Annotated in this window: 27 protein-coding genes; 16 read left to right on the top strand and 11 right to left on the bottom strand. The window is 73.0% G+C overall.

What is annotated here, in order from left to right; genetic code table 11:
• The first annotated feature begins 28 nt into the window (after nt 1-28).
• From H7344_RS19170 to H7344_RS19110, 13 genes are all read left to right on the top strand, one after another.
• Nucleotides 29-370, top strand: coding sequence for a flagellar FlbD family protein (locus H7344_RS19170; RefSeq protein WP_186347592.1), 342 nt, complete (start codon nt 29-31; stop codon nt 368-370).
• The gene (locus H7344_RS19165) at nt 370-1137 is read left to right on the top strand and encodes a motility protein A (protein WP_186347591.1); all 768 of its coding nucleotides are present in this window, start codon (nt 370-372) and stop codon (nt 1135-1137) included. The genes H7344_RS19170 and H7344_RS19165 overlap by 1 nt, the downstream gene beginning before the upstream one ends.
• 1 nt (nt 1138) lies before the next feature.
• Nucleotides 1139-1999, top strand: coding sequence for an OmpA/MotB family protein (locus tag H7344_RS19160; protein WP_186347590.1), 861 nt, complete (start codon nt 1139-1141; stop codon nt 1997-1999).
• Nucleotides 1999-2436 (top strand): flagellar basal body-associated FliL family protein, encoded by a 438-nt coding sequence (locus tag H7344_RS19155; RefSeq protein WP_186347589.1) that lies wholly within the window; start codon nt 1999-2001, stop codon nt 2434-2436. Before H7344_RS19160 ends, H7344_RS19155 begins: the two co-directional genes overlap by 1 nt.
• 125 nt (nt 2437-2561) lie before the next feature.
• Entirely contained in the window at nt 2562-3527 is a 966-nt protein-coding gene (locus H7344_RS19150) for a flagellar motor switch protein FliM (protein ID WP_229707165.1), read from the top strand.
• A complete protein-coding gene (fliN, locus tag H7344_RS21325; RefSeq protein ID WP_229707164.1) occupies nt 3524-4405 on the top strand; it encodes a flagellar motor switch protein FliN in 882 nt (293 codons plus the stop codon). The genes H7344_RS19150 and fliN overlap by 4 nt, the downstream gene beginning before the upstream one ends.
• A gap of 6 nt (nt 4406-4411) precedes the next feature.
• The gene (locus tag H7344_RS19140) at nt 4412-5023 is read left to right on the top strand and encodes a FliO/MopB family protein (RefSeq protein ID WP_186347587.1); all 612 of its coding nucleotides are present in this window, start codon (nt 4412-4414) and stop codon (nt 5021-5023) included.
• On the top strand, nt 5020-5850 hold the full coding sequence (gene fliP / locus H7344_RS19135) for a flagellar type III secretion system pore protein FliP (protein WP_229707163.1): 831 nt from the start codon (nt 5020-5022) through the stop codon (nt 5848-5850). Before H7344_RS19140 ends, fliP begins: the two co-directional genes overlap by 4 nt.
• Before the next feature lie 7 nt (nt 5851-5857).
• The gene (fliQ, locus tag H7344_RS19130; RefSeq protein WP_186347586.1) at nt 5858-6127 is read left to right on the top strand and encodes a flagellar biosynthesis protein FliQ; all 270 of its coding nucleotides are present in this window, start codon (nt 5858-5860) and stop codon (nt 6125-6127) included.
• Nucleotides 6128-6132: 5 nt separating this feature from the next.
• Entirely contained in the window at nt 6133-6900 is a 768-nt protein-coding gene (locus H7344_RS19125) for a flagellar biosynthetic protein FliR (protein WP_186347585.1), read from the top strand.
• A 10-nt stretch (nt 6901-6910) separates the two neighbouring features.
• A complete protein-coding gene (locus H7344_RS19120; RefSeq protein ID WP_186347584.1) occupies nt 6911-8104 on the top strand; it encodes an EscU/YscU/HrcU family type III secretion system export apparatus switch protein in 1194 nt (397 codons plus the stop codon).
• An 82-nt stretch (nt 8105-8186) separates the two neighbouring features.
• The gene (gene flhA, locus H7344_RS19115; protein ID WP_186347583.1) at nt 8187-10235 is read left to right on the top strand and encodes a flagellar biosynthesis protein FlhA; all 2049 of its coding nucleotides are present in this window, start codon (nt 8187-8189) and stop codon (nt 10233-10235) included.
• Nucleotides 10232-10492 (top strand): hypothetical protein, encoded by a 261-nt coding sequence (locus tag H7344_RS19110; protein ID WP_186347582.1) that lies wholly within the window; start codon nt 10232-10234, stop codon nt 10490-10492. The genes flhA and H7344_RS19110 overlap by 4 nt, the downstream gene beginning before the upstream one ends.
• A 136-nt stretch (nt 10493-10628) precedes the next feature.
• Here H7344_RS19110 and H7344_RS19105 read toward each other — a convergent pair whose 3' ends face one another.
• The 5 genes from H7344_RS19105 to H7344_RS19085 form a co-directional block, all read right to left on the bottom strand.
• Nucleotides 10629-12746 carry a xanthine dehydrogenase family protein molybdopterin-binding subunit gene (locus H7344_RS19105; RefSeq protein ID WP_186347581.1) on the bottom strand — a complete coding sequence of 706 codons (2118 nt, stop codon included), beginning with the start codon at nt 12744-12746 and terminating at the stop codon, nt 10629-10631.
• Nucleotides 12743-13738: an FAD binding domain-containing protein gene (locus H7344_RS19100; protein ID WP_186347580.1), complete on the bottom strand. Its 996-nt coding sequence runs from the start codon at nt 13736-13738 to the stop codon at nt 12743-12745. The genes H7344_RS19105 and H7344_RS19100 overlap by 4 nt, the downstream gene beginning before the upstream one ends.
• On the bottom strand, nt 13735-14265 hold the full coding sequence (locus tag H7344_RS19095; protein WP_186347579.1) for a 2Fe-2S iron-sulfur cluster-binding protein: 531 nt from the start codon (nt 14263-14265) through the stop codon (nt 13735-13737). Before H7344_RS19095 ends, H7344_RS19100 begins: the two co-directional genes overlap by 4 nt.
• 114 nt (nt 14266-14379) lie before the next feature.
• On the bottom strand, nt 14380-15570 hold the full coding sequence (locus H7344_RS19090; RefSeq protein WP_186347578.1) for an HNH endonuclease signature motif containing protein: 1191 nt from the start codon (nt 15568-15570) through the stop codon (nt 14380-14382).
• A gap of 251 nt (nt 15571-15821) precedes the next feature.
• Nucleotides 15822-16229, bottom strand: a complete 408-nt coding sequence (locus tag H7344_RS19085) for a CoA-binding protein (RefSeq protein ID WP_186347577.1) — start codon at nt 16227-16229, stop codon at nt 15822-15824.
• Nucleotides 16230-16362: 133 nt separating this feature from the next.
• Here H7344_RS19085 and H7344_RS19080 point away from each other — a divergent pair, with 133 nt between their 5' ends.
• From H7344_RS19080 to H7344_RS19070, 3 genes are all read left to right on the top strand, one after another.
• Nucleotides 16363-17247 carry an Ig-like domain repeat protein gene (locus tag H7344_RS19080; protein WP_186347576.1) on the top strand — a complete coding sequence of 295 codons (885 nt, stop codon included), beginning with the start codon at nt 16363-16365 and terminating at the stop codon, nt 17245-17247.
• A 145-nt stretch (nt 17248-17392) separates the two neighbouring features.
• Nucleotides 17393-17941, top strand: a complete 549-nt coding sequence (gene dps, locus H7344_RS19075) for a DNA starvation/stationary phase protection protein Dps (RefSeq protein WP_186347575.1) — start codon at nt 17393-17395, stop codon at nt 17939-17941.
• Between the two features lie 174 nt (nt 17942-18115).
• Entirely contained in the window at nt 18116-18979 is an 864-nt protein-coding gene (locus tag H7344_RS19070) for a sigma-70 family RNA polymerase sigma factor (protein WP_229707162.1), read from the top strand.
• 48 nt (nt 18980-19027) lie between these two features.
• Here H7344_RS19070 and H7344_RS19065 read toward each other — a convergent pair whose 3' ends face one another.
• The 6 genes from H7344_RS19065 to H7344_RS19040 form a co-directional block, all read right to left on the bottom strand.
• Entirely contained in the window at nt 19028-20272 is a 1245-nt protein-coding gene (locus H7344_RS19065) for a WXG100-like domain-containing protein (RefSeq protein ID WP_186347574.1), read from the bottom strand.
• Nucleotides 20269-20562 carry a hypothetical protein gene (locus H7344_RS19060; RefSeq protein ID WP_166192422.1) on the bottom strand — a complete coding sequence of 98 codons (294 nt, stop codon included), beginning with the start codon at nt 20560-20562 and terminating at the stop codon, nt 20269-20271. The genes H7344_RS19065 and H7344_RS19060 overlap by 4 nt, the downstream gene beginning before the upstream one ends.
• Nucleotides 20559-20891: an SAV_915 family protein gene (locus H7344_RS19055; protein ID WP_186347573.1), complete on the bottom strand. Its 333-nt coding sequence runs from the start codon at nt 20889-20891 to the stop codon at nt 20559-20561. Before H7344_RS19055 ends, H7344_RS19060 begins: the two co-directional genes overlap by 4 nt.
• A gap of 67 nt (nt 20892-20958) precedes the next feature.
• Complete coding sequence (locus H7344_RS19050) at nt 20959-21687, bottom strand: hypothetical protein (RefSeq protein WP_186347572.1); 729 nt, start codon at nt 21685-21687, stop codon at nt 20959-20961.
• 74 nt (nt 21688-21761) lie between these two features.
• Entirely contained in the window at nt 21762-22631 is an 870-nt protein-coding gene (locus tag H7344_RS19045; protein WP_186347571.1) for a crotonase/enoyl-CoA hydratase family protein, read from the bottom strand.
• Nucleotides 22628-23722 (bottom strand): LCP family protein (locus H7344_RS19040; RefSeq protein ID WP_186347570.1); only part of this gene is annotated, 1095 nt, incomplete at its 5' end. The genes H7344_RS19040 and H7344_RS19045, both read right to left, overlap by 4 nt.

The raw sequence follows: 23722 nt of genomic DNA, 5'->3' as shown, positions 1-23722 counted from the left end.
CTCGACCGCACTAAGGATGGTGCATCGCATGATCTCGCTGACCCGTCTCTCCGGCGCCGAGCTGGTCGTCAACTCCGACCTGATCGAGCGCGTGGACAAGACGCCGGACACGGTGATCACCCTGACGACCGGCGCCAAGTACGTCGTCGTCGAGAGCTTGCGCGCCGTGGTGGCCGCCACCCGGCTGCACCGTGCGGAGGTCATCGCACTGAGCGAGGTCATCCGGATCGGGCGGGACGCCGAGGAGGACACCCGGTCGGCCGACGACCCCCGGTCGCGGCCGCTCGCCAGCGTGACCGCCCACCCCGCCGCCCACCCCGCCGTGCAACCCGCTGCGCAGCCGTCGGACGCGCCGACGGGGGACCGCTGATGGACAAGGCCACGATCGTGGGCGTCGGCGGCGCCTTCGCCGTCATCATCACCGCCAACATCCTCGAGGGCGGCAACCCGATGAGCATGCTGCTGCTGCCGCCGATGCTGCTCGTCTTCGGGGCGACGCTCTTCGTGTCCGTGGCAGGCGGGACCCTCGCCGACGCCAAGAGCTCGGTCGTGGCGATCAAGCGGGCCTTCACCGCCCCCGTGCCGGCGAGCGGCGACATCGTGCCGACCGTCGTCTCGTTGGCCGACAAGGCCCGGCGGGAGGGGCTCCTCGCCCTCGAGGACGCCACGCGTGAGCTCGACGACCCGTTCCTGGTCAAGGGGGTCACGCTCGCCATCGACGGCAACGATCCCGACGAGGTCCGCGACATCCTCGAGTCGGAGGTGATCGCCAAGCGGAAGGCCGACAAGCAGGCCGCCAAGCTCTTCGCCGACGCCGGCGCCTACGCGCCGACCATCGGCATCGTCGGCACGGTCATGGGCCTGGTCCACGTCCTGGAGAACCTGGACCAGCCCGAGACCCTGGGCCACTCGATCGCCGCGGCCTTCCTCGCCACCCTCTGGGGCGTGCTGTCGGCCAACGTGATCTGGCTGCCGATCGCGGCCAAGCTCAAGCGCCTCAGCGAGCTCGAGGCGGGGCGCATGGAGCTGATCATCGAGGGCGTCGCGGCGATCCAGGCCGGCTCGAACCCGCGGGTGGTCCAGCACCGCCTGGTCGCGCTGCTGCCGGCCGACCAGCAGCCGGCGGAGGCGGCCTGACATGGCGGGCCGCAAGCGGCACGTCGAGGAGGAGGAGCACGAGAACCACGAGCGGTGGCTGGTCACGTACGCCGACATGGTGACCCTGCTGATGGTCCTCTTCATCGTGCTCTTCGCGATGGGCAAGCCCGACGCGGAGAAATTCCAGGCGCTCAAGGCCAGCCTGGCCATCGGCTTCGGCCAGGAGGCGACCGTGCTGACCGGGGGCTCCTCGCTGCTCCAGGAGCCCGGCACCCGGGCGGTCGCGCCGGTCACCCCCGTCTCGCGACGACCGGCTCCGACGGGAGACGACGTGGAGCGGACCGTCGCCGACCGCAACGCCGCCCGGCGCGAGCTGGCCCGGCTGCGGGCGATCGAGAAGCGGATCCGACAGGCACTCAGGGCCCGCGGGCTCCGGGGCGACATCCGGACCGGGTACGACGAGCGCGGCCTGGTGGTCAGCCTGGTCTCCAAGCACGTGGTCTTCCGCTCGAACCTCGCGACGCTCTCGCCTCGCGGGGCGCGCGTCGTCGACGCGGTCGGACCGGTCCTGGTCAAGCTGCCCGACCGGCTCGAGATCTCCGGCAACACCAACCAGCTCGGCGCGCGGCCGAGGTACTACGCCACCGACTGGGACCTCTCCTCCGCCCGCGCGATCACCGTGCTCCGGCGCCTGGAGGAGCGGCTCGGGGTGGAGACGGCGCGGCTCTCCGTCGCGGCGTACGGCCAGACCCGGCCCCTGGTCGACCCCGAGCGCCCCGGCGCGCAGGTCGTCAACAAGCGGGTCGACATCGTCGTGCTGTCCGCGGCCGACGCCACCGTGCGACAGCTGCTCCCCGAGCTCGCCGGCTCCACTGATCGACCGACCGCAGGAGGTCACTGATGAGCACCACCACCCTGCCCACGACGGCCACGACCGAGGAGGACGCGAAGACCGGAGGTGGCCGGAAGAAGCTGGTCCTCCTGCTGGTCGTGGTGCTGCTGGCGGCCGGCTCGGCCTGGTGGTTCCTCCTGCGGCCGTCCGGTGAGGCGGAGCCCGAGCCGGGGGAGGTCCTGGTGATGGACCCGGTGCAGGTGAACCTGGCCGACGGGCACTACCTGTCGATTGGCATCGCGCTGCAGCTGGTCGAAGGAGCCGCCCACGCGGACGGCAGCAAGGCGCTCGACACGACCATCGAGCTGTTCAGCGGGCGCGAGCCCGACGAGCTGGTCAAGGTCAAGACCCGGCACGCCCTCAAGGAGCAGCTGGTGGAGGAGCTCGACCACCGGTACCACGGGGAGGTCCTGGACGTGTACTTCACCCAGTTCGTCACGCAGTGACCGCCTGCTGACCCCAGCCACCCCCCACCCCTCCGGCGAGCGGCCCGGGAGGAGCCGCCCCACAACCGAAGATCGAGTCACGCGAAGTGCTCAGGTCGGCCCGTCCGGGACCGATGGGTGCCTTCGTGAGCACGACGACGTCCGCAGCCGAGCGCCCCGCCGCGCCCTCGGCCGTCCGGTCGCGCCGGCGCGCCCGCTCCGCGTCAGCCGTCGCCGTGCCCTACGACTTCACCCGCCCGCTCCAGCTCAGCCGCGAGCACCAGCGGATGCTGCAGCTCGCCTTCGACGGGTTCGGCCGCCAGGTGACCACGGTCTTCACCTCGATGCTGCGCAGCGTCTGCTCGGTCACCCTGCGCGGCATCGACCAGCGGACGTACGCCGAGTACGTGCAGTCCCTGCCCGGCACGACGTACCTCACGCTCTTCGACGCCGATCCCGTCGCCGGCCGCGGCATCCTCGAGATGCCGCTGGAATCGGTGATGGCGTGCATCGACCACATGCTCGGCGGCCCGGGCTCGGCCCGGCAGCCCCAGCGGCCCCTCACCGAGATCGAGAGCGGCGTCATCAGCGGGCTGATGGACCGGATCTTCGGCGAGATGCGCTACTCGCTGGGGTCCATCGTGCCGATCGAGCCGAACGTCGTGGGAGTGGAGTACAGCCCGCAGTTCGCGCAGGCGGCCGGCGCATCCGACGTGGTCGTCGTGGTCGACCTCGAGCTGCGCATCGACGACCGGGCGCACCGGATGACGGTCTGCCTGCCCTTCGTCGGCCTGCTGCCGCACCTGACCGCCGCCTCCGCGCCCGCCCCGGTGTCGGGGCGCGAGCGCGCGCAGCGGGCCCAGGCCGCGGAGCTGCTGCGCCAGCAGTTCGAGCACGTCCCGGTCGACGTGGCCGTCCGATGCCGCCCGACCACCCTCACCCCGCAGGTCTTCGCCGGGCTCCGCCCCGGCGACGTGATCCGGCTCGGCCACCCGGCCTCCGCGCCGCTCGACGTCACCGTGGACGGCACCGTCTTTGCCCACGCCACCGCCGGCACCCAGGGCCAGCGCCTGGCCGCCCTCATCGTCGCCACCCCGAAGGAACCCTCGTGACCACCATCCCGACCGGTACGCCTCGCGACGCCGACCAGCTCGCGCTCGCCGCCGCTGCGGCGGTCGCCGCCGTGATCCCGGCCGCCGACGAGCTCGAAGCCGCCGGCGCGCAGGCCGGCGGGCCCGACGTCACGGCGCTCTTCGCCGGTGCCGTCGTCGCCGAGCTCGGCGGTCCGGCTGGCGGCGTCCTCGGCCTGCTCGTGGCGGACGAGCTGGTCTCGGCCCTGTCCTCCAGCCCGATCGGCGGCCTCGACCTGGCCGCCGCGGTCCAGCCGGCCCTCGACGCGGCGGCCACCGTGCTCGGCGCCTCGGTCCAGGCCGCCCGGCAGGTCGACCGGGACGCCGTCGTCCCCGCCGTGCTGGGCGCCGGGGGGACGGACTTCACCGTCGTGCCGCTCGTCGGCGACTCGATCGCCGCGGCCCTGCTCGTCTCCCGGGACACGCTCGTCGCCCACACCCAGGCATCGACGGCACCGCTTCCCTCGACGCCGACCGGCGGCGCGACCCCGGTGGCCGCTCCGGTGGCCGCTGCCGTGGCCGCTGCGGGGGCGATCCCCGGGGCGGCGACCGCAGGCACCCCCCACCCGCTCACCGTCCCCGCGCCGGGGACGGGCGGCACGCTCGGTCCTCGCCGCGGCATCGAGATGCTCAACGAGGTCGACATGGAGGTGACGGTCGAGCTCGGCCGCACCCGGATGACCCTCCGCGAGCTGCTCGCGCTCAGCCCGGGCCACGTCCTCGAGCTGGACCGTGCCGCCGGCAGCCCCGCGGACCTCCTCGTGAACGGGCACCTGATCGCCCGCGGCGAGGTCGTCGTCGTGGACGAGGACTTCGGCCTGCGGGTCACCGAGATCCTCGAGACCCCGGCCGCGAGCTGAGTCGGCGTGTTCGAGCTCGTCCTGCGGCTGGTCTTCTCGCTGGCGGTCGTCCTCGGGTTGATGCTGCTCGTCGCCCGGGTGGCGCAGCGGCGGCTCGGTGGTCGCGCCGGTGCGCCGCTCGCCGTCCTCCATCGCCAGGCCGTCGGCCGCCACGCCTCGGTCGCGGTGGTCGCCGTCGGAGGACGGACCCTCCTGCTGGGCGTCACCGAGCAGCAGGTCCGGATGATCACCGAGCTCGACGCCGCCGAGCTGGTGGCGGTCCCGGGGGCCGAGCCGGACCTCGCGTCCGCAGCCGGTCCGGAGCCCACCGCGCCCCGCGTCGCCCCGGTCGCGTCGCTGCCGGCCGCCCGCCGCGAGCAGGACCAGCAGGACCGGTGGGACCAGCAGGACCGGCAGGACCGGCACGACGCAGCCGAGCAGCCGTTCTTCGCGGCGGTGCTGCGCGAGCAGACCGCCGAGCTCGCCCGCACCTCGCCCGCCGCGCGCTCGACGCGGACCCCCGGCGCTCGCCGTGCCAACCGGAGCACCCGCGCCGACGAGGGCCCGCTCGCCGGGTCGCTGCTCTCGCCGACCACCTGGCGACGTGCGGTCGAGGCGGTCCGGGGCCAGGCCTCGTGACCCTGCTCGCCGACCGGCCCGCGCTCCGCCCGGGTCGGTTCCTCGTCGCTGCCCTGGTGCTGGCGTTGCTCACCGTCGCCCTCTGGTCGTTCCTGCCGGCCGGCCACGCCCACGCGCTGCCGCCGGGCGGCCCCCAAGGTCCGGACGGCCCTGGCGGGGCGGACTCGTCGGTCACGGTCGACCTCGAGGGACTGACCGACAAGCCTGGCACGTCGATCGCGGTGCTGCTGACCCTGACGCTGCTGTCGCTGCTCCCGGCGATCGTGCTGACCTGCACCTGCTTCACCAAGATCCTCGTGGTGCTGGGACTGACCCGCAACGCGCTGGGGCTGCAGCAGACGCCGCCGAACCAGGTGCTGGCCGGGCTCGCCCTCTTCCTCAGCCTCTTCGTGATGGCCCCGGTGCTCTCCGACATCAACGAGGCCGGGCTGCAGCCCTACCTCGACGGCGACAAGACGAGCGTCGAGGCCTGGGACGACGGCATCGCACCGCTGCGCACCTTCATGCTCGCCCAGACCGACGACGACGAGCTGGAGCTGCTGACGAACGTCGCGGGCCGCGACCTGCCGGAGACCCGGGAGGACGTGCCGATATCGACGCTGGTCCCGGCGTTCGTGCTGAGCGAGCTCGAGCAGGCGTTCATCATCGGCTTCATCATCTTCATCCCGTTCCTCGTCATCGACATCGTCGTGAGCGGGGCACTGATGGCGCTGGGCATGATGATGATGCCGCCCGCGATGGTGTCGCTGCCCTTCAAGCTGCTGCTGTTCGTGCTGGTCAACGGGTGGGCGCTGATCATCACCGCGCTCGTGGGGAGCTACGGGTGAGCGAGCGATGAGTGACACCGAGATCATCGAGATCGCGATGCAGACCATGGTCGTCGCGCTCAAGCTCTCCGCCCCGATCCTGGTCACCGCGCTCGTCATCGGCTTCACGATCTCGCTGTTCCAGTCGATGACGCAGATCCAGGAGTTCACGCTCTCCTTCGTGCCCAAGGTGATCGGCATCGGCATCGCGCTGCTCGTGAGCGGCAACTGGATGCTGCACACGCTGGTGAACTTCACCGAGCAGCTGTACGCCCAGATCCCCGCCCTGCTCGGCTGATCGTCATGACGCTGACCGTCGCGGGCGAGCCGCTGCTGACGTACCTCCTCGCCTCGGTGCGCATCATCGCCTGGCTGGCCGTGGTGCAGCCGTTCTCGTCGCGCACGATCCCGGCGCCGGCGAAGGTCGTGCTGGCCCTCGGTCTGGCGTTCGCGGTGACCCCGTCGCTGGCCGCCGGTGCCGTGCCGCTCGACGCCGTCGGCCTGGTGATGACGGTGCTGACCCAGGTCGTCCTGGGGGCGGCCATGGGGTACGTCACGTCGCTGCTGTTCGCCGCGGTCGCGGCGGCCGGCGCGCTGATCGACGTCTTCGGCGGATTCTCGCTCGCGCAGGCGTTCGACCCGCTGGGGATGAACGCGAGCACCGTGCTCGGCAACCTGCACCAGTGGCTGGCGACCGTGCTGCTCTTCGTGAGCGGCGGCTACCTCATCGTGGTCGGGGGACTGCTGCGCTCCTTCGCAGCCGTCCCGATCGGGCAGAGCCCGGAGCTGCCCGGGGGAGTGGCGGTGCTGACCTCGGTCTTCGAGCTGTTCTTCATCACCGCCGTGCAGATCGCGCTGCCGATGGCCGCGGTCCTCTTCATCACCGACCTCGGGCTGGCGCTGCTGACCAAGGTCGCCCCCCAGCTGAACGCCATCAACGTGGTCTTCCCCGCCAAGATCGGTCTGACCCTGCTCCTCGTCGGGCTCTCGTTCCCCGTGCTGCCCGGTGTCGTGGACCGCCTCGTGGAGGCCGCGCTGAAGGCCATGGCCGCGATCGTGGGTGCCTCGTGAGGGAGGTCGGATGAGCGAGGACAAGACCGAGAAGCCGACCCCGAAGCGCCGCAAGGAGGCGCGCAAGGAGGGGCAGGTCGCCCGCACGCAGGAGCTCGGCGCGTGGTCGGCGCTGCTGCTGGGCTCCCTCGTCGTGCCGATGCTGCTGCGCCACGAGCTGTCGTCGCTGTCCGCGCTGCTGAAGCAGTGCCTGACCGCGGCGGAGGGTGCCGACGTCCCGATGGCGCTCGAGCTGCTGGGCGAGGCCGGCGGCCACATCCTGCTGACCCTCGTCGTCCTCGGCTGCTGCATCCTGGTCGTGGGTGTCGCGGGCGCGCTCGCGCAGGGCGGCTTCTTCCTCGCCACCAAGACGGTCAAGCCCAACCTCAAGAAGCTCGACCCGATCAAGGGCTTCAAGCGGATCTTCGGTCCCCAGGCCTGGTGGGAGGGGGCGAAGATGCTGCTGAAGTGCTCCGTCGTCGCCGGCCTCGTCTGGTTCGGCGTCGACGCGATGATGCCGCTCCTCGGGGGGTTCGTGCCGATCGGCGTCGTGCTCGACATCGTGGGTGGCGAGGCGCTGTCGATGCTGCGCAACGTGGCGGTCGCGGGCCTGGTGATGGCCGTGCTCGACTACGCCGTGCAGCGCCGGCGGATCGGCAAGCAGACCCGGATGACGAAGGACGAGGTCAAGCGCGAGCACAAGCAGACCGAGGGCGACCCGCTGGTCAAGAGCGCCATCCGGTCGCGGCAGCTCGCGGCCTCCCGCAACCGGATGATGGCCGACGTGCCGACAGCCGACGTGGTGCTGGTCAACCCGACCCACGTCGCCGTGGCGCTGCGCTACGACGAGACGTCGCCGGCCCCGCGGGTCGTGGCCAGGGGTGCGGGCGTGGTCGCCCAGCGGATCCGCGAGACCGCCCTCGAGAACGACGTGCCGCTGGTGCGCGACGTACCCCTCGCCCGGGCGTTGTACGGCGCCACGGACGTCGGTCGCGAGATCCCGGCCGAGCTGTTCGCCGCCGTCGCGCAGGTGCTCGCGTTCGTGATCAGCCGCCGGTCCCGGGGCCACCGCGGCGGGGAGCACCGGAGCCCGCGCCCGCCGGTCGACCTGCCCGTGGTCCCGCGCGGGCGGCGCCGCACGCCGGTCGCACCGTCGATCGCACCGTCGATCGCACCGCCGGCCGTTGCCGCGAACTCCTCAGCCGAGCCGGCGCCCGGCCGATAGGCCGGTGAGCAGGGACCAGGACGGACCCCGCACCCGCGCCAGGGACGGCGCCCGCAAGCCCCCTCGACGAGGAGCCTCCGCGTTGTCCCTCAAGCGCCTGACCCAGCTCGGTGTGCCGCTCGGCATCGTGCTGATCGTCGTCATGCTGGTCATCCCGCTGCCGGCGGTGGTGCTGGACCTGCTGATCGCGCTGAACATCACCGGCGCGCTGCTGATCCTGCTGACCGCGATGTTCGTGAGCCGACCGCTCGACTTCGCGGCGTTCCCCGCCGTGCTCCTGGTGATGACGCTGTTCCGCCTCGCGCTGAACGTCAGTGCGACCCGGCTGGTGCTGCTCCACGGCGACGCCGGCAAGGTGATCGAGACCTTCGGCCACTTCGTGGTCGGTGGCTCGCTCATCGTCGGGCTCATCATCTTCGCGATCCTGCTGGTCATCCAGTTCGTCGTCATCACCAACGGCGCCGGCCGCGTCGCCGAGGTCGGCGCCCGCTTCACCCTCGACGCGATGCCCGGCAAGCAGATGGCCATCGACGCGGACCTCAACAGCGGGCTCATCGACGAGGAGCAGGCGCGCCGCAGGCGGGCCGAGGTGCACGCCGAGGCCGACTTCTACGGCGCGATGGACGGTGCCTCGAAGTTCGTCAAGGGCGACGCCATCGCGGCGATCGTCATCACGCTGGTCAACCTGCTCGGCGGGTTCGCCGTCGGCATGCTCCAGCGCGGCATGTCGGCCGGGGACGCGGTGCAGACCTACAGCCTCCTCTCCGTGGGCGACGGCCTGGTCTCCCAGATCCCCGCGCTGCTGCTCTCGGTCGCCACCGGTCTGGTCGTGACGCGAGGCGTCGGCGAGGAGGACATGGGCTCCGACATCGTCCGGCAGCTCACCCGCCAGCGGACGCCGCTGCGGGTGGCCGGCGGCACGGCGCTCGCCATGTGCCTGATCCCGGGGATGCCGAAGATCCCGTTCCTGCTGGCCGGCGGCGCCTTCCTGCTCGTCTCGACCCGCGTCGACGAGGAGGGCGCGAAGGACGCCCCCGAGGCCGCGGTCGAGCTCGCCACCGCCCCGAGCGACACCCCCGAGCTGCTCGCCGCGGAGATCCAGGTCGACCCGCTCAGCCTCGAGCTGTCCGCCGACCTCATCGACCTCGTCGACCGCGAGCACGGAGGGGACCTGCTCGAGCGGGTCAAGGCGCTGCGCCGCAAGGTGGCGCTGGAGACGGGGGTGCTCATCCCGCCGGTGCGCACCCGGGACAACCTCGACCTGCCGCTGCGCACCTACGTCATCAAGCTGTTCGGCATCGAGGTGGCGCGGGGCGAGGCCCCCCGCGGCACCGTCCTGGCGATCGGTGACGACCTGGCCTCGCTGCCCGGCGAACCGACCCGGGAACCGGTCTTCGGCCTGGACGCGAAGTGGATCCCCGCCGAGCTGGCCCACCAGGCCGAGATCGGTGGTGCCACCGTCGTCGAGCGGACGGCGGTGGTGACCACGCACCTCTCCCACGTCGTCAACACCCACGCCAGCCGCCTGCTCGGCCGGGAGGACGTCCGGCTGCTCACCGACGTGGTCAAGCGGACCCACCCCGTGGTCGTCGACGAGCTCACCCCGACCCTGCTCAGCCTCGGCCAGGTGCAGCGGGTCCTGCAGTCCCTGCTCGACGAAGGGGTCTCGATCCGCGACCTGGTCCGCATCTACGAGGCGTTGTCGCTGCGCGCTGCGGACACCAAGGAGCACGACGCCCTCGTCGAGGCCGCCCGCGCGGCACTGGGCCCCGCCATCGTGGCGCCGCACCTGCGCGACGGGATCGTCCACGTGATCAGCCTGGAGCCGCGGCTGGAGCAGCAGATGCTGGAGTCGATGCGGATGGGGGAGGACGGCAACGTCCTGCTCCTCGACCCGTTCGTCGCCCAAGCCGTCGTGAACCGCCTCGGCCAGCTCCTCGTCGAGGCCGAGAACGCCGACGTGCGCCCGGTGCTCGTGTGCGCCCCTCAGGTCCGCCCCGCGCTCCGCCGGCTGGTCCACCAGCAGGTCGACCGGCTGCCGGTGCTCTCCTACCAGGAGCTCGTCGGCGCCGGGCAGGTCCGATCGGTCGGTGTCGCCTCGGCCGAGGCGATGGTGGAGGCGGGCTCGTGAACCTGGTGTCCGTCCCGGTGCTCGGAGGCGCCGCCGTCCTCACCACGCCGGCGCTCTGGTCGGCGCTGGTCGGCACGATGCCGGCCGAGACCGCGGTCGTGCGCTACGCCGTCGTCGCCGTGCTCACCTGGGTCGCGCTCTCCGCCCTGGCAGCGCTGGTGGGGTCGCCCCCGGCCCCCGACGCGGACGCCGGCACCGGCACCGGCGAGGCCCTCGACCCCACCGCCGTGATGCCTGCGGTCGACGACGCGCCCTGACGCCTACCGTCGCTGGGGCTTGCCAGTCCGCGGCGTCGACAGTCGTTCAATTGTTTGGTTGTCGCGGATGAGAACGCTCCCACCACGACATATCCCAGCAATTGAACGATCGTCGACGCCCGCCTCGCGTCGCGGACTACTCCAGGAAGTGGTCGGCGGTGAGCGGCAGGTCCCGCACCCGCACCCCGGTGGCGTGGTACGTCGCGTTGGCGACCGCCGCCGCGGTGCCGACGATGCCGATCTCGCCGATGCCGCGCGAGCCCATCGGCGTCGACAGCTCGTCGATGTCGTCGAGCCACTCCGCGTCGATGTCGCGGACGTCCGCGTGCGCGGCGACGTGGTACGTCGCCAGGTCCTGGGTCACGGTGTGCCCGGTCCGCGGGTCGCGCCAGCCCTCCTCGTGCAGCGCCGCCGACAGGCCCATGACCAGGCCGCCGAGCAGCTGGGAGCGGGCGGTCCGCGGGTTGACGACGCGGCCGACGGAGTAGACGCCGAGCAGGCGCGGCACGCGCACCTCACCGGTGTAGCGGTGCACCCGCGCCTCGCAGAAGACCGCGCCGAAGGAGTGCAGCGCGTGGCCGTCCATGTCGGCGTACTGCCCCGACGCGGCCGTCGTCTCCACCCCCGGGTCGGGGTGCTCGCCGTGGTCGGCGCGGAACTGCTGCGCGGCCGCGACGATCGCCGTGCCCCACGAGGTGGTGCCGGACGAGCCGCCCGCGACCGAGCCGAACGGCAGGTCGCTGTCGGCCATGTCGAGGTCGATCGCCTCGGGCGGGCAGCCGAGCGCGTCAGCGGCGATCTGGGTGAGCACGGTGCGGGCGCCGGTGCCGATGTCGGTCGCGGCGATGGCGACGGCGTACCGCCCCCCGTCGAGCGAGCGGACCCGGGCGATGTTGCCGGGCATCCAGAGCATCGGGTACGTCGACGCGGCGACGCCCGTGCCGACCCACCACTCACCGTCGACGGTCGCCCGCGCCCCGGTCGGGCGGTCGGCCCAGCCGAACCGTTCGGCGCCGCGGCGCAGGCACTCGACCAGCCGCCGGTTGCCCCACGGGTTGCCCGTGTCGGGGTCGACGTCGGGCTCGTTCCGCACGCGCAGCGCGACCGGGTCGAGGCCGGCGTGGAGCGCGAGCTCGTCGACCGCGACCTCCTGGGCGTACATACCCGGCATCTCGCCGGGCGCGCGCATCCACGACGGCACCGGCACGTCGAGCTCGGCGACCCGGTGGGTCGTCGCGCGGTGCGGGGCGGCGTACATGACCCGCGCCGGCACCGCCGCCTGCTCCGCGAACTCCTTGACCCGTGAGGACTGGGTGACCGCGTCGTGGCGCAGCGCCTCGAGCCGGCCGTCGGGGTGGGCGCCGAGCCGGACGTGAGAGCGGGTCGGCGTCCGGTAGCCGGTCAGCGCGAACATCTGCTGCCGCGTCACGGCCAGCCGCACGGGCTGTCCCGGCACGGTCATCGCGGCGAGCGCGACCGCCATCTCGGGCGCGTGGGGGAGTCCCTTGGAGCCGAAGCCGCCGCCGACGTACGGCGCCAGCACCCGCACCTGCTCCTCCGCCAGGCCGAGCATCGGCGCGAGCGTGCCGCGGACCGGGCGCGGGCCCTGGGTGGAGTCGTGCAGCGTGAGCCGCTCGCCGTCCCACAGCGCGGTCGCGGCGTGCGGCTCCATCGGGTTGTTGTGCTCGTGCGGGGTCGTGTACGTCGCGTCGACGGTCACCAGCGCACGAGCGAGCGCCTCGTCGGGGTCGCCGTCGAGCGTGTCGGTCTCCGAGCCGCCGTTGACGGACTCGGGCGCGTAGGTCGGGGAGTCCTCCTGGAACGCCGCCGCGTGCGGCTCGGCCTCCTGCTCGACGTGCACGAGCGCGGCGCCCTCGCGCGCGGACTCGGACGTCTCGGCGAGCACGATCGCGACGATCTGGCCGCGGAAGGCGATCGCGTCGTCCTGGAGGATCGCGAGCTCGCGGTCGCTGGTGTCGGCCAGGCGCGGCGCGCTGGTGTGGTCGACCACCGACACGACGCCCGCGTGGGCGAGCGCGGCGGTCGCGTCGACGGCGACCACGCGGCCGCGGGCGACGGTCGAGGTGACCAGCCAGGCGTGCAGCGGCGGCTCGCCGGCCGGTCCGGTGACCGGGTGCTCAACGGCGTACGTCGCGTCGCCGGTGACCTTCTCGACGCCGTCGCGGCGCAGCAGGCTGGTGCCGATCGAGCTGGTCGACCGGAGCGGTTCGGGGGTGACCTGGTCGGCGGTCATCGGGTCGCTCCTTCCGCGAGGCCGGTGAGGGTCAGGGCGGTGAGGTTGCGGACCATCGGCACCTTGTACGCCGTCTGCTCGTCGGTCACCGCGGCCGCGAGCTCGGCCTCGGCGGCCGCGCGGACGGACTCCTCGCTGACGAACCGCCCACGCAGCTCCGCCTCGGCCACCTCCGCCCGCCACGGCTTGTGCGCCACGCCGCCCCAGGCGATCCGCACGTCGCGGACCCGGCCGTCGTCATCGAGCTCGAGACCGGCGGCGACGGAGACGAGCGCGAAGGCGTACGACGCCCGGTCGCGCGCCTTGCGGTACGTCGAGCGGCGGGCGGTCCCGGTTGCGGGCAGCTCGACCGCCGTCACCAGCTCGCCGTGCGCCAGCGTCGTGTCCTGCTCGGGCCGGTCGCCCGGCAGCCGGTGGAAGTCGCTCATCGGCACCCGGCGCTCGCCGTCCTGGCCGAGCACGACCACGGTCGCGTCGACGGCGGCCAGCGCGACCGCGAGGTCGGAGGGGTGGGTGGTCACGCAGGCCTCGCTGGCGCCGAGCACGGCGTTGTAGCGGCCGTAGCCGCCGATCGCGCTGCAGCCGGTGCCGGGGTCGCGCTTGTTGCACGGCGTGGTGACGTCCTGGAAGTACACGCACCGCGTCCGCTGCAGGAGGTTGCCGCCGGTCGTCGCCTGGTTGCGGATCTGGCCGCTCGCCCCGGCCAGGAGCGCTCGGGCGACGACGGGCCAGCCGCGGCGTACCGCCCGGTGCGCGGCGAGGTCGCTGTTGCGGACGTTCGTGCCGATGCGCAGGCCGCCGTCGGGCAGCTCGGTCACCTCGTCGAGCGGCAGCCGGCTGACGTCGACGAGCGTCGTGGGGGAGGTGACCCCCAGCTTGAGGTGGTCGACGAGGTTGGTCCCGCCACCGAGGAACCGCGCGTCCGGGTCGCCGGCGACCAGCGCCACCGCGGAGGCGGCGTCGTCGGCCCGGTGGTAGGTCAGCTCCTTCACGCGGCACCGCCCTCGCTGCTCGCGGCCGCGGCCTGCCTGACGGCGCCGAGGATGCCGACGTACGCCCCGCAGCGGCACAGGTTGCCGCTCATCCGCTCCCGGATCTCGTCGTCGGTGAGTTCCGGATCGGCTTCGAGGTCGTCGCTCACGTGGCTGACGTGTCCCTGCTCGATCTCGTCGAGCACGCCGACCGCCGAGCACACCTGGCCTGGGGTGCAGTAGCCGCACTGGTAGCCGTCCTGGTCGAGGAACGCCTGCTGCACCGGGTGCAGCCCACCGTCGCTGCCCCGCAGCCCGCCGGCCGTCGTCACCTCAGCGCCGTCGTTCGCCACCGCCAGCGACAGGCACGTCAGGTGCCGCCGCCCGTCGAGCAGCACCGTGCACGACCCGCACTGCCCGTGGTCGCACCCCTTCTTCGGGTTCGTGACGCCGAGCCGCTCCCGCAGCGCGTCGAGCAGCGTGGTCCGCGTGTCGACCATGACGGTGCGCCGCACCCCGTCCACGGTCAGGCTGATCTCCGCATCCATGGCGACGCGGTACCCACGCCCACCGATCCACTCCGCCCTGATCGTTGGTCGAGCAGCGAGCGCAAGCGAGGGTCGACGAGACCCGGTGATCCGAGCCTCCTTGCCCGACCAGCGTCATGTCCACATGTGGAAGGTGACCTGGTTGTCGGGGTGGATCATGGTCTCGAACCGTGGGTCGTGGATCCGGGCGTGGTGGCGGGGACACAGCAGCCGGGCCTTGTCCATGTTGGTCTCGCCGCCGGAGAGCCAGCTGTCGTCGTGGTGGGCGTGGCACAGGTGTGCCGGCCAGTCACAGCCGATGGCGGTGCAGACCCGTTGGGTGAGGACGAGGCCGAGGCGTTGTGCGCCGTTGAACGGGCGGGCGGTGCGGCCGAGGTCGAGCAGCTCGGACCGGCTGCCCAGGACGGCGGGGATCAGGCCGGCCTCGCAAGCCATGCGTCGGGCCAGGGAGGCGGAGATGGGTTCGCCGGTCTCGAGGACCGCGCGGCCGATGTCGCTCTTGAGGCCGGTGAAGTCGAGCAGGACGATGATGGAGGCGTTGAGCCCGCCGAGCTTCGGGAGCTCGTGGGCGGGGAGGCGTTCGATGAGCTCGCAGAACGCGTCCCCCATGCGTTCCGGTGAGGGCCGTCGCTCGACCTGATCCTGCTCCGCGTCGCCGTCCTTGGTGGCGGCTTGGTGCTTGGGCGCGGCGAACGCGAGCAGCATCTTGCGCAGCATGGCGCCCTGCATGGTCGGGATGGAGAACTTCCCGCGGTAGCTGCCCTTCCCGTCCGGGCACATGGTGAGCCACGCGTTGGCCCGTGCTTCGCGCTCCTCGCGCTCCAGCGCTCGGGCGTCTCGATCCTCGCCGATCTCGGGGGCGACCACGGTGAGGACGTGCTTCGCGAGGATCGCCAACGACCTGGGGTCCAGGTCGAGCGCCTCGGTCAGCAGGTGCTTCTCGGCCCGCTCTGGGATCGACGGGTCGGGAAGGTCGCCCGGGAGCCGATCGACGCAGTCGGTGATGACACGCGCGTGGTCGACGCTGATCGCGCCCTCCGCCAGAGCCGCCGAGGTCGGCGTGTGGCGGTCGAGGGACTCGGCGAGCCGCATCCGGCGCTTGGCAGCCGGCTTGTCCTGGCGGGTCTCGTGGCTCCACCAGGACGCTGTGTCGGTCGCGCCGACCCGGTCCCCGACCGTCCGGCGGTCGGCCTCGGCGGCGAGACGCAGCTCGAGCGCCTCGACCTTTGGGCACGCAGTCGCGTGGCTTCGAGGAGGGTGTCCGAGACCTCGTCGTCGGACATCTGCCACAGCTGGGAGCTGCATGCCGAGCGGGTCTTCTTGCGGGACTTCGCGACCGCGCGGCACACCGGGTGTGCGCTGTGTCGGGAGTCCTTGGCCATGGGTCTACTCAAGCAGTGACCACCGACTGTGAGGCTGCTGTTTCCCCAGGTCAGACCACCATTCGGGACAACCAGTTGAGGAGCTGCTCGGCGGGTTTCGAGACGGGCCCGGCGGCCCTCCTCAACCAGCCGAGACGCAGGCTGCCTTCGCCGCGACCACAGCGGGGACGGGGGTCAGCGGCGGCGCCACTCGATGGCGGGACAGGTGTCCATGACTATGGGGACGCCGGCGGCGGTGGTGCGCTCGAAGGCGGCCTCGTCGACGACGCCGAGCTGGAACCACACCGCCTTCGCGCCGACGGCGACGGCCTGGTCGGCGAACTCGCCGGCAGCCTCGGAGCGGCGGAAGACGTCGACGACGTCGATGGGGAACGGCACGTCCGCGAGCGTCGCGTAGCCCTGCTCGCCGAGCACGGTCTCGGCCGAAGGGTGGACGGGGACGATGCGCTTGCCGCGCTGCTGGAGCAGCTGCGCGATCTGGTACGCCGTGCGGCCGGGGTCGCCGGAGAGGCCCACCACCGCCCACGTCTCGCAGTCGTCGAGCATGAACCGGACGGCCTCGGGATCCTGCCAGCTGGTCATGGCCCCAGTGAACCACCGGAGCCTGACCGACCGGTTGCCCCAATCCGCTGCGAGCCAGGCCACAGCCCCCTACGTTTCTCGGTGGCCGCTGCAGGGAGGCAGCGCCGTCTGCTTCTGGGAGGGAGCTCTACACATGACGACTTCTGCTGTCACCAAGCGCCTGGCCGCCACCGGCCTCGCGACCGTCCTGACCACCGGCGCGCTCGTCGCCGGCGGTGCCGGCTCCGCCGGCGCCGCGACGCCGGCCTCGGCCAAGGCGATCGGCGGCGGCGCGACGTTCAGCTGCACGCTGCCGATCGTCGGCGCGATCGACGTGCCGCTGTCGCTGTCGGGCGCCGACCTGCCGACCGACCTGCTGGCCGACTTCGAGGTTCCCGCCGGCCTGCCGATCGTCGGTGACCTCCAGGTGGGCGGCCTGCTCGGCCTGCTCAACCTGATCCCCGGCGTCAACCAGCTGGGCGCGAACCTGCCCGGCTTCGACCTGCTGCTCGGCAACCTGCCGCTGCCGCTGGACAACCTCGCCGCGCCCCTGGGTGCTCTGTCCGATGTCGCCGGCCTCGCGGGCAACCTCGGCGGCTTCAGGACCCCGGCCAAGGCCGGCGTGTACGACGTCAAGCTGCCGAGCGCCTTCAGCATGTCGCCGCTGGCGAACCTGCCCCTGCCCATCGACCTGCTCCCGTGCGAGATCAAGCCCGGCGAGAGCGCGGTCGTCGGCACGGTCAAGGTCAACAAGCAGAGGGCCGCGATGGCCGCCAAGGCGAAGAAGGCCACGATCAAGAAGGGCAAGCCCGCCAAGGTGGCGACCGCGGTCGTCCGCGAGGACGGCAAGGCCGCCACCGGCAAGGTCGTCGCCATCGTCGGCGGCAAGCGGGTCGCGACCAAGCAGCTCCAGGGCGGCCGCGCGACCCTCGCCGTCAAGAAGCTCGGCAAGGGCACCAAGAAGATCGTCGTGAAGTACCTCGGCAACGCCTCCACGAAGACGGCCAAGAAGACCGTCAAGGTCACCGTCAAGAAGTGACGCACCGCCGCCCCTGAGGGCGGGCGGAAGGGCGCCCGGGCGGTCGAGGACACTCGACCGGCCGGGCGCTCGCACGTGGTCCGGACGTGCCCCGGACCACGGCGTACGGCGATTCACCCCAGCGGGTGGTGGGTACCTGCGCGCCATGACCAACAAGCTCCGCTACACCGTTCCCGGCATGAGCGAGTCCGACGCCGAGCGCGTCGTGGAGTTGCTCCAGGGCCGGCTCAACGCCACCAACGACCTGCACCTGACGCTCAAGCACATCCACTGGAACGTCGTGGGTCCGCACTTCATCGCCGTCCACGAGATGCTCGACCCGCAGGTCGAGGCGGTCCGTGGCTTCGCCGACGAGCTGGCCGAGCGGATCGCGACCCTCGGTGGCTCGCCGTGCGGCACCCCCGGCAAGCTGGTGGAGAACCGGCACTGGGAGGAGTACAGCATCGGTCGCGCCACCACCCAGGAGCACCTGGGTGCGCTCGACCTCGTCTACGCCGGCGTCATCGGGGACTACCGCAAGGGCATCGAGGAGCTCGGAGAGCTCGACCCGGTGACCGAGGACATGTTCATCTCCCAGACCAACCAGATCGAGCTGTTCCACTGGTTCGTCCGCGCCCACCTCGAGGACAAGGCCGGCAACCTCAGCACCGCCGGTGCGACCTCCGAGGCGGAGGCGGCCAGCGCCGCGAGCTGACCGCAGCGCAGCAGCACCACCCGACAGCACCCCTCGACCGGGGCGAGGACCGCGAGGTCCGCGCCCCGGTCTCGCACGTCTGGACCGATCCACCCGATCCGGTGGCCGTGCCCGCGGCTCCGTGGGACGATGCGGGCGTTGGCTGGGGGGTCAGCCGATGACGGAGGACGAGTCGTGGTGGCCGGAAGCGCGTGGACGTACGACGAGGGCGGACCGCTCGACGCGGCCGTGCCCTCGACGCCGCCCTCGACGCCGCGCGCGCGGCCGCTCCCACCGCACCCGCCCGCCCTGACCGACAGCCGCCGGCGGATGGAGACCGCCCGGCTGCTGTCCCGGGCGCGCGCCAGCCAGGGGGAGCTCCGCACCCGCTACGAGGACGACGTCATCGCGCTCAACATGGGCGTCGCCTCCGACGTGGCGCGGCGCTACCACGGCCGCGGGATCCCCGACGAGGACGTCGACCAGGTGGCCTACCTCGGACTGGTCAAGGCCGTGCGCGGCTTCGACCCGACCCTCGGTGACGACTTCCTCAGCTTCGCGGTGCCGACGCTGCGCGGCGAGATCCGCCGCTACTTCCGCGACGCCGGCTGGACGGTCCGCCCGCCCCGGTCGGTGCAGGAGGTCCAGGCGCGGGTCACCGCCGCCGAGGGCGAGCTGACCCAGCGGCTGGGCCGCGCGCCGCGCCCGGCGGAGGTCGCCGCGCACCTCGACGTACCGCTCCAGCTGGTGCTGGACTCGCTCAACGCCACCGGCTGCTTCACGCCGGTCTCGCTCGACGCGCCGGGGCTCGACGGCGAGGACGACCCGACCCGGTCGATGGGGGACCTCGACCCGGCCTTCGCCTCGGCCGAGGCGCGGCTCGCCCTGCGCCCGCTCATGGAGGAGCTGACCGAGCGGGAGCGACGTATCATCGAGCTGCGGTTCTTCGAGAACCGCACGCAGACCCAGATCGGCGACGAGGTCGGCGTCACCCAGGAGCAGGTCTCCCGGCTGATCACCCAGATCCTCGCCCGGCTGCGCCGCAGCCTCGCCGCCTGAGACCGCGCACCTCCGCGACGCTGCCGGGCCGCGTCGCGCGCCCCGGCCTCAGCTGAACCAGCCGCCCACGGTGTCGATGGCGCCGCCGACGCCGTCGGCGATCGCGTCACCGGTGTCGGCGAGCGCGTCGAGGCCCTCCTCGAAGGCCTCGCCGACGTCGGGGCCGTTCTCGAACAGCGAGTCGATCGCGCCGTCGGCGAAGATCGACACGCCGGCGCCGACGACAGCACCCACGGCCGCACCGACGGCGGTGCCGGCCACGGGGACGACCGACCCGACCGCAGCACCCACGGCGGCGCCCGCACCGACGCCCGCGAGGAGGGAGCCGCCCTGCGAGACCGCGATCTGCGTGGCGCTCTCGCCCTCCTGGTAGTCGTTGTAGACGCCGAGGCCCAGCCCGAGCGGACCGAGGACCTTCCCGGCCCGTCCGAGGTAGCGCGGCAGGCGTCCTCCGTCGAGGTCGTCGGCGCGCCGGAGCAGGTCCTCGGCCTCGTCCAGCTTGCCCTGGATCGCCAGCCGGTCCGCCTCGAGCCGGGCCTCGTCGAGGGTGCGGAAGAAGAACCACTTGCGCTTGATGTAGCGGTCCGGGTTCGCCTGGAGGTCGCGGATGGCGCGCTCGGCCTCGCCGAGGAGGTCGCGGGCGCGGCCGTGCAGCGCCGACTGGTTGCGCGCGATGCTGACGCCGATCACGCCCGCGGCGAGGTCGCCGAGGACGTCACCCATGGTGACGATCCACGATGCGTGCTGGCCGACCGTGTACTCGTCCTGCAGCTCCCGGCACGCCGTGGCGTACTTCCGGTCGATGCGGTCGGCCTCGCTCGAGGCGTGGTTGTAGGCGCGGACCAGGTCCTGGTGCGCGTCGTACGCCGCCACGGCCCGGTCGTGCGCGGCGACCTCGGCCTCGGTGCCGGTGAACCCGTCCGGCGGGCGGGCGGGACCGGGGCCCGGGTCGGCGATGACGAACCCGCTGACCGACAGGCCGGCCGCCCGCGCGTCGGTGCGGATGGTGGCCATGTCGGACTGGCAGGTCCGCAGCTTCTCGGCGAAGTCCCCGAGGTCGTCCGCCATCTTCTTGGTGGCGGTCTCGAGGTCGTCGGTGGTGTCGCGCCCGGTGCGCACCGCCGTCGCGAACTGGTCGCCCGCGAGGCTGTCCCACGACGACTCCGCGTCCCGGCGGGCGTCGTTGAGGCGGTCGGAGGCGTCGGACAGTGCCGTCGCTAGCTGGTCGCGCAGCCAGGTCTCGGCGGACTCGATCGACGCCGGCGAGCCCTGGATCTCGGTGTCGACGCTCACGGCGTCATCACCTCGCGGATCTCGGCCAGGCCGAGGGCGGAGTCCTCGTCGACGGTGCGGTAGTAGGTGCGGCACTGACGCACCAGCTCGGCGGCCGAGGTCAGCGAGGTCGAGACCTCGCCGGCGCTGTCGGTGACCTGGGCGATCATGCTCGCGATGACGCCGGTCATGGGGCCGGCGTCGATCCCGCTCGGCACGCTGTCGGCCAGGTCCTCCAGGCCCGACGCCCCGTTGTCCAGGGCGGTCGCGATCCTGCCCAGCGCGGCGAGGTCGACGTAGACGTCGCTCATGCCGGCGCCCCGCTGCCGTCCACCCGGCCCTCGTCCATCCGGTCCGCGCGCAGGCCCGGGTCCACGTCGACGAAGAGCAGGTCGTAGGGCGTGGCTTCGTGGATGCGCTGGAGCGCCGACCCGTCGCAGAGCACCCACGAGCTGTCGGGCAGGTAGTGGTCGTGCAGCCGGTCGAGCGCGGAGTAGGTGTAGAGGGCGGTGCGCCCGTCGGCGACCTGGTGGAGCACGACCCTGCGGGCGGTGGGCTCGGGGTCGTCGGTCGTTGGCACGTAGACGACCGGCGGCAGCGTCGGACGCGACGGCTGCTCCTCGGCGGGTGTCGTGGTCATGCCCGGCAGTCTGACCGGCTGCGCCGTCCCGAAAACCCCGGGCCGCCGAGGAGTGCCCGGACGCGGCTCAGCGCGTGGTGCGCCTCCGCCCCGCCTCGAGGCCGAGCTCGTCGCGCAGCCACGCCCCGAGGTCCGCGGGCTCGTGCCCGACGTCCGCGCAGCGGAGCTCGACGCGCCCGGTGCCACCGCCAGTGTCGTCGGCCGGTCGCGCCCGGCGGTCCGGACCGCGCCACCAGCGCGGGCACAGCGTCCGCTCGACCGGGCCGTCCACCCGCACCAGGACGTAGCTCGTGCCGCTGATCGGCCGCACCTCGCTGACCTGGTCCCGGCCGACGCGCTCGCGGCCCCAGGGGGCGTCGTGCACGACGTGGTCCGCCGTCAGCCACAGGGCCTCGACCCGCCGCCGGCCGGTGATCGCCAGCAGGGCGCGGACACCGAACCAGGCGCCGACCAGCCCGATCGGCAGCGACCACAGCGCCCACTCGCCGCCGGCGGCCAGGCCGACCCCGACCAGCGCGCAGCCCAGCACCAGCAGTCCCACGTCGAGGGCGACGGCGTACCACCACTCCGCCGGGCGGGCCCGGACGCCCACGGCGGGCTCGCCGTCGACCGTGCCGGCGCCGACGACCGGGAGCCGGTCGGTCAGCGCCGTGGCGACCGCGAGCCCCAGCGTGAGCAACCCGGCGTACGCCGTGTAGCCGACCAGCAGCATGACGGCGGTGACGTCGCGCGGAACCGCCGCCAGGACGCCGGCGACCGCGGCCGCCGCGAGCAGGGCGAGGACCAGGTTGGCCACGACCGCACCCCACTTCTCGCGACCCCCGAACCCGCGGGGCGGGGGACCGGCCGACGCGGCGCCGGGGGCGGCCATCAGAAGACCGGCGGGAGGTCCGAGGCCCGGCCGGTGAACTCCGGCGCGCGCTTCTCGCGGAAGGCGGCCACGCCCTCCTTGCCGTCGCCGAGCGAGGTCCAGTACATCGCCAGCGAGTCGTTGAGGTGCGCCTCGAGCGGGTCGGCGGCGGCCGCGCCGCGGTGCAGCAGCTGCTTGGCGAGCGCGAGCGCGACAGGAGAGCGGCCGTCGACGAACGAGCGCGCCAGCTCCTGCGCGGCCGGCAGCAGCTCCTCGGGCTCGTGCACCGAGCGCAGCAGCCGGCCGGCGAGCGCCTGGTCGGCGGTGAGGATCTCGGCGGAGTAGACCCACTCGAGCGCCTGCTGGATGCCGACGATGCGGGGCAGGAAGTACGACGACGCCGCCTCCGGAACGATCCCGAGCTTGCCGAAGACGAAGCCGATGCGCGCCTTCGACGAGGCCAGCCGCAGGTCCATCGCGAGCGTCATCGTCGCGCCGATGCCGACCGCGGGGCCGTTGATGGCGGCGATGACGGGCTTGGGCAGCGCGTGGATCGCCAGCGTGACCTTGCCGCCGGTGTCACGGACGCCGTCGTCGTAGGGCGCCCGGTCGTACGCCGCGCGGAACTCCGCCGGGTCCGGGCGCAGCGACTCGTCGAGACCGAACACGTTGCCGTCGGCGGAGAGGTCCATGCCGGCGCAGAACGCGCGGCCGGCGCCGGTGACGACCACCGCCCGCACGTCGTCGGAGAGCGCGTCGGTCCGGAAGACCTGCTCGAGCTCGCGGGCCATCGTCACGCTGAACGCGTTGAGCTGGTCGGGGCGGTGCAGGGTGAGCGTCGCGACGCCGTGGTCGTCGACGTCCCACAGCAGGGTCTCGTAGGAGGTCATCCGGTCACTTCCTTCGGCAGGCCCGTCGGCGTGCACAGCTTCCGCGGGATCGAGTCGGTGTCGTCCTCGATGATGGCGTCGAACATCTGCTTCGACCGCTCGGGGTCCCAGTTCACCGCGAGGTCGCTGATCGGGACGCCGCAGGTCAGCCCGGACTCGCCGTTGACCCGCGTCATCGCCATCGCCCACAGGCCGGCGCGGACCGGGCCGGTGCCCTCGCCGAAGGCGAAGAAGCCCGGCACGGACTGGTTGAGGTCCCAGTAGCGGAACGGGTTGAGCACCGTCCACGGCGAGACGACCTTCTTGCCGACCGCCGAGACGACCTCGCGCTGAGCCTGGGCGCGCTGGGTGTCGCCGAAGCGGGCGTAGGTCTTGCGCGACCGGGCGTAGCCGAGCGCGGTCGCGCCGTCGGCCTCCTGGCAGCCGGCCTCGATGTCGAGCTTCGCCTGCGGGTCCTTCATCGCGTTCTCGGGGCAGATCTCGATGCCGCCGACCGCGTCGACGACGCCGGCGAGGCCACCCATGCCGATCTCGACGTAGTCGTCGACCCGGATGCCGGTCTCGTTCTCGATGGTGCGCACCAGCAGCTTCGGGCCGCCGAACGCGTACGCCGCGTTGACCTTGGTCGTGCCGTGCCCTGGCACCTCGACGATCGAGTCGCGCGGGATCGACATGAGCAGGTTCGGCCCGGAGCCGGTGTGCAGCAGCATGATCGTGTCGGTGCGCTGGCCCTGTGCGCCGCCGGTGCCGAGCCGCTTGCGCTCCTCCGGGGACAGGTCGCCGCGCGAGTCGCTGCCGACCAGGAGGTACGTCGTGCCCGGCTGGTCGCCCGGACGGTCGCCGTCGGGCTCGAAGTCGACCTTGTCGACGTCGTTCCACGCCAGCACCGGCACGACGACCAGGTAGGCGATCCACGCGAGCAGCAGCAGGAACACCCAGCGCACCCGCGGCCGCGGGAACCGGAAGCCGCGCCCGCCGCGTCCCTGCGTGGGCGGCGGCGTGGCGGGTGTAGGGCCGGGTGTCTGGCCAGGCGCTGGGGCGGGCCGCTGCTGGCCGCGCGGCGAGGCCGGCTGCGCGGACTGCGCCGGCCG

The organism is Nocardioides deserti (assembly GCF_014266025.1).
Lineage (GTDB): Bacteria > Actinomycetota > Actinomycetes > Propionibacteriales > Nocardioidaceae > Nocardioides > Nocardioides deserti.
This window is presented reverse-complemented; position numbering and strand designations above follow the sequence as displayed.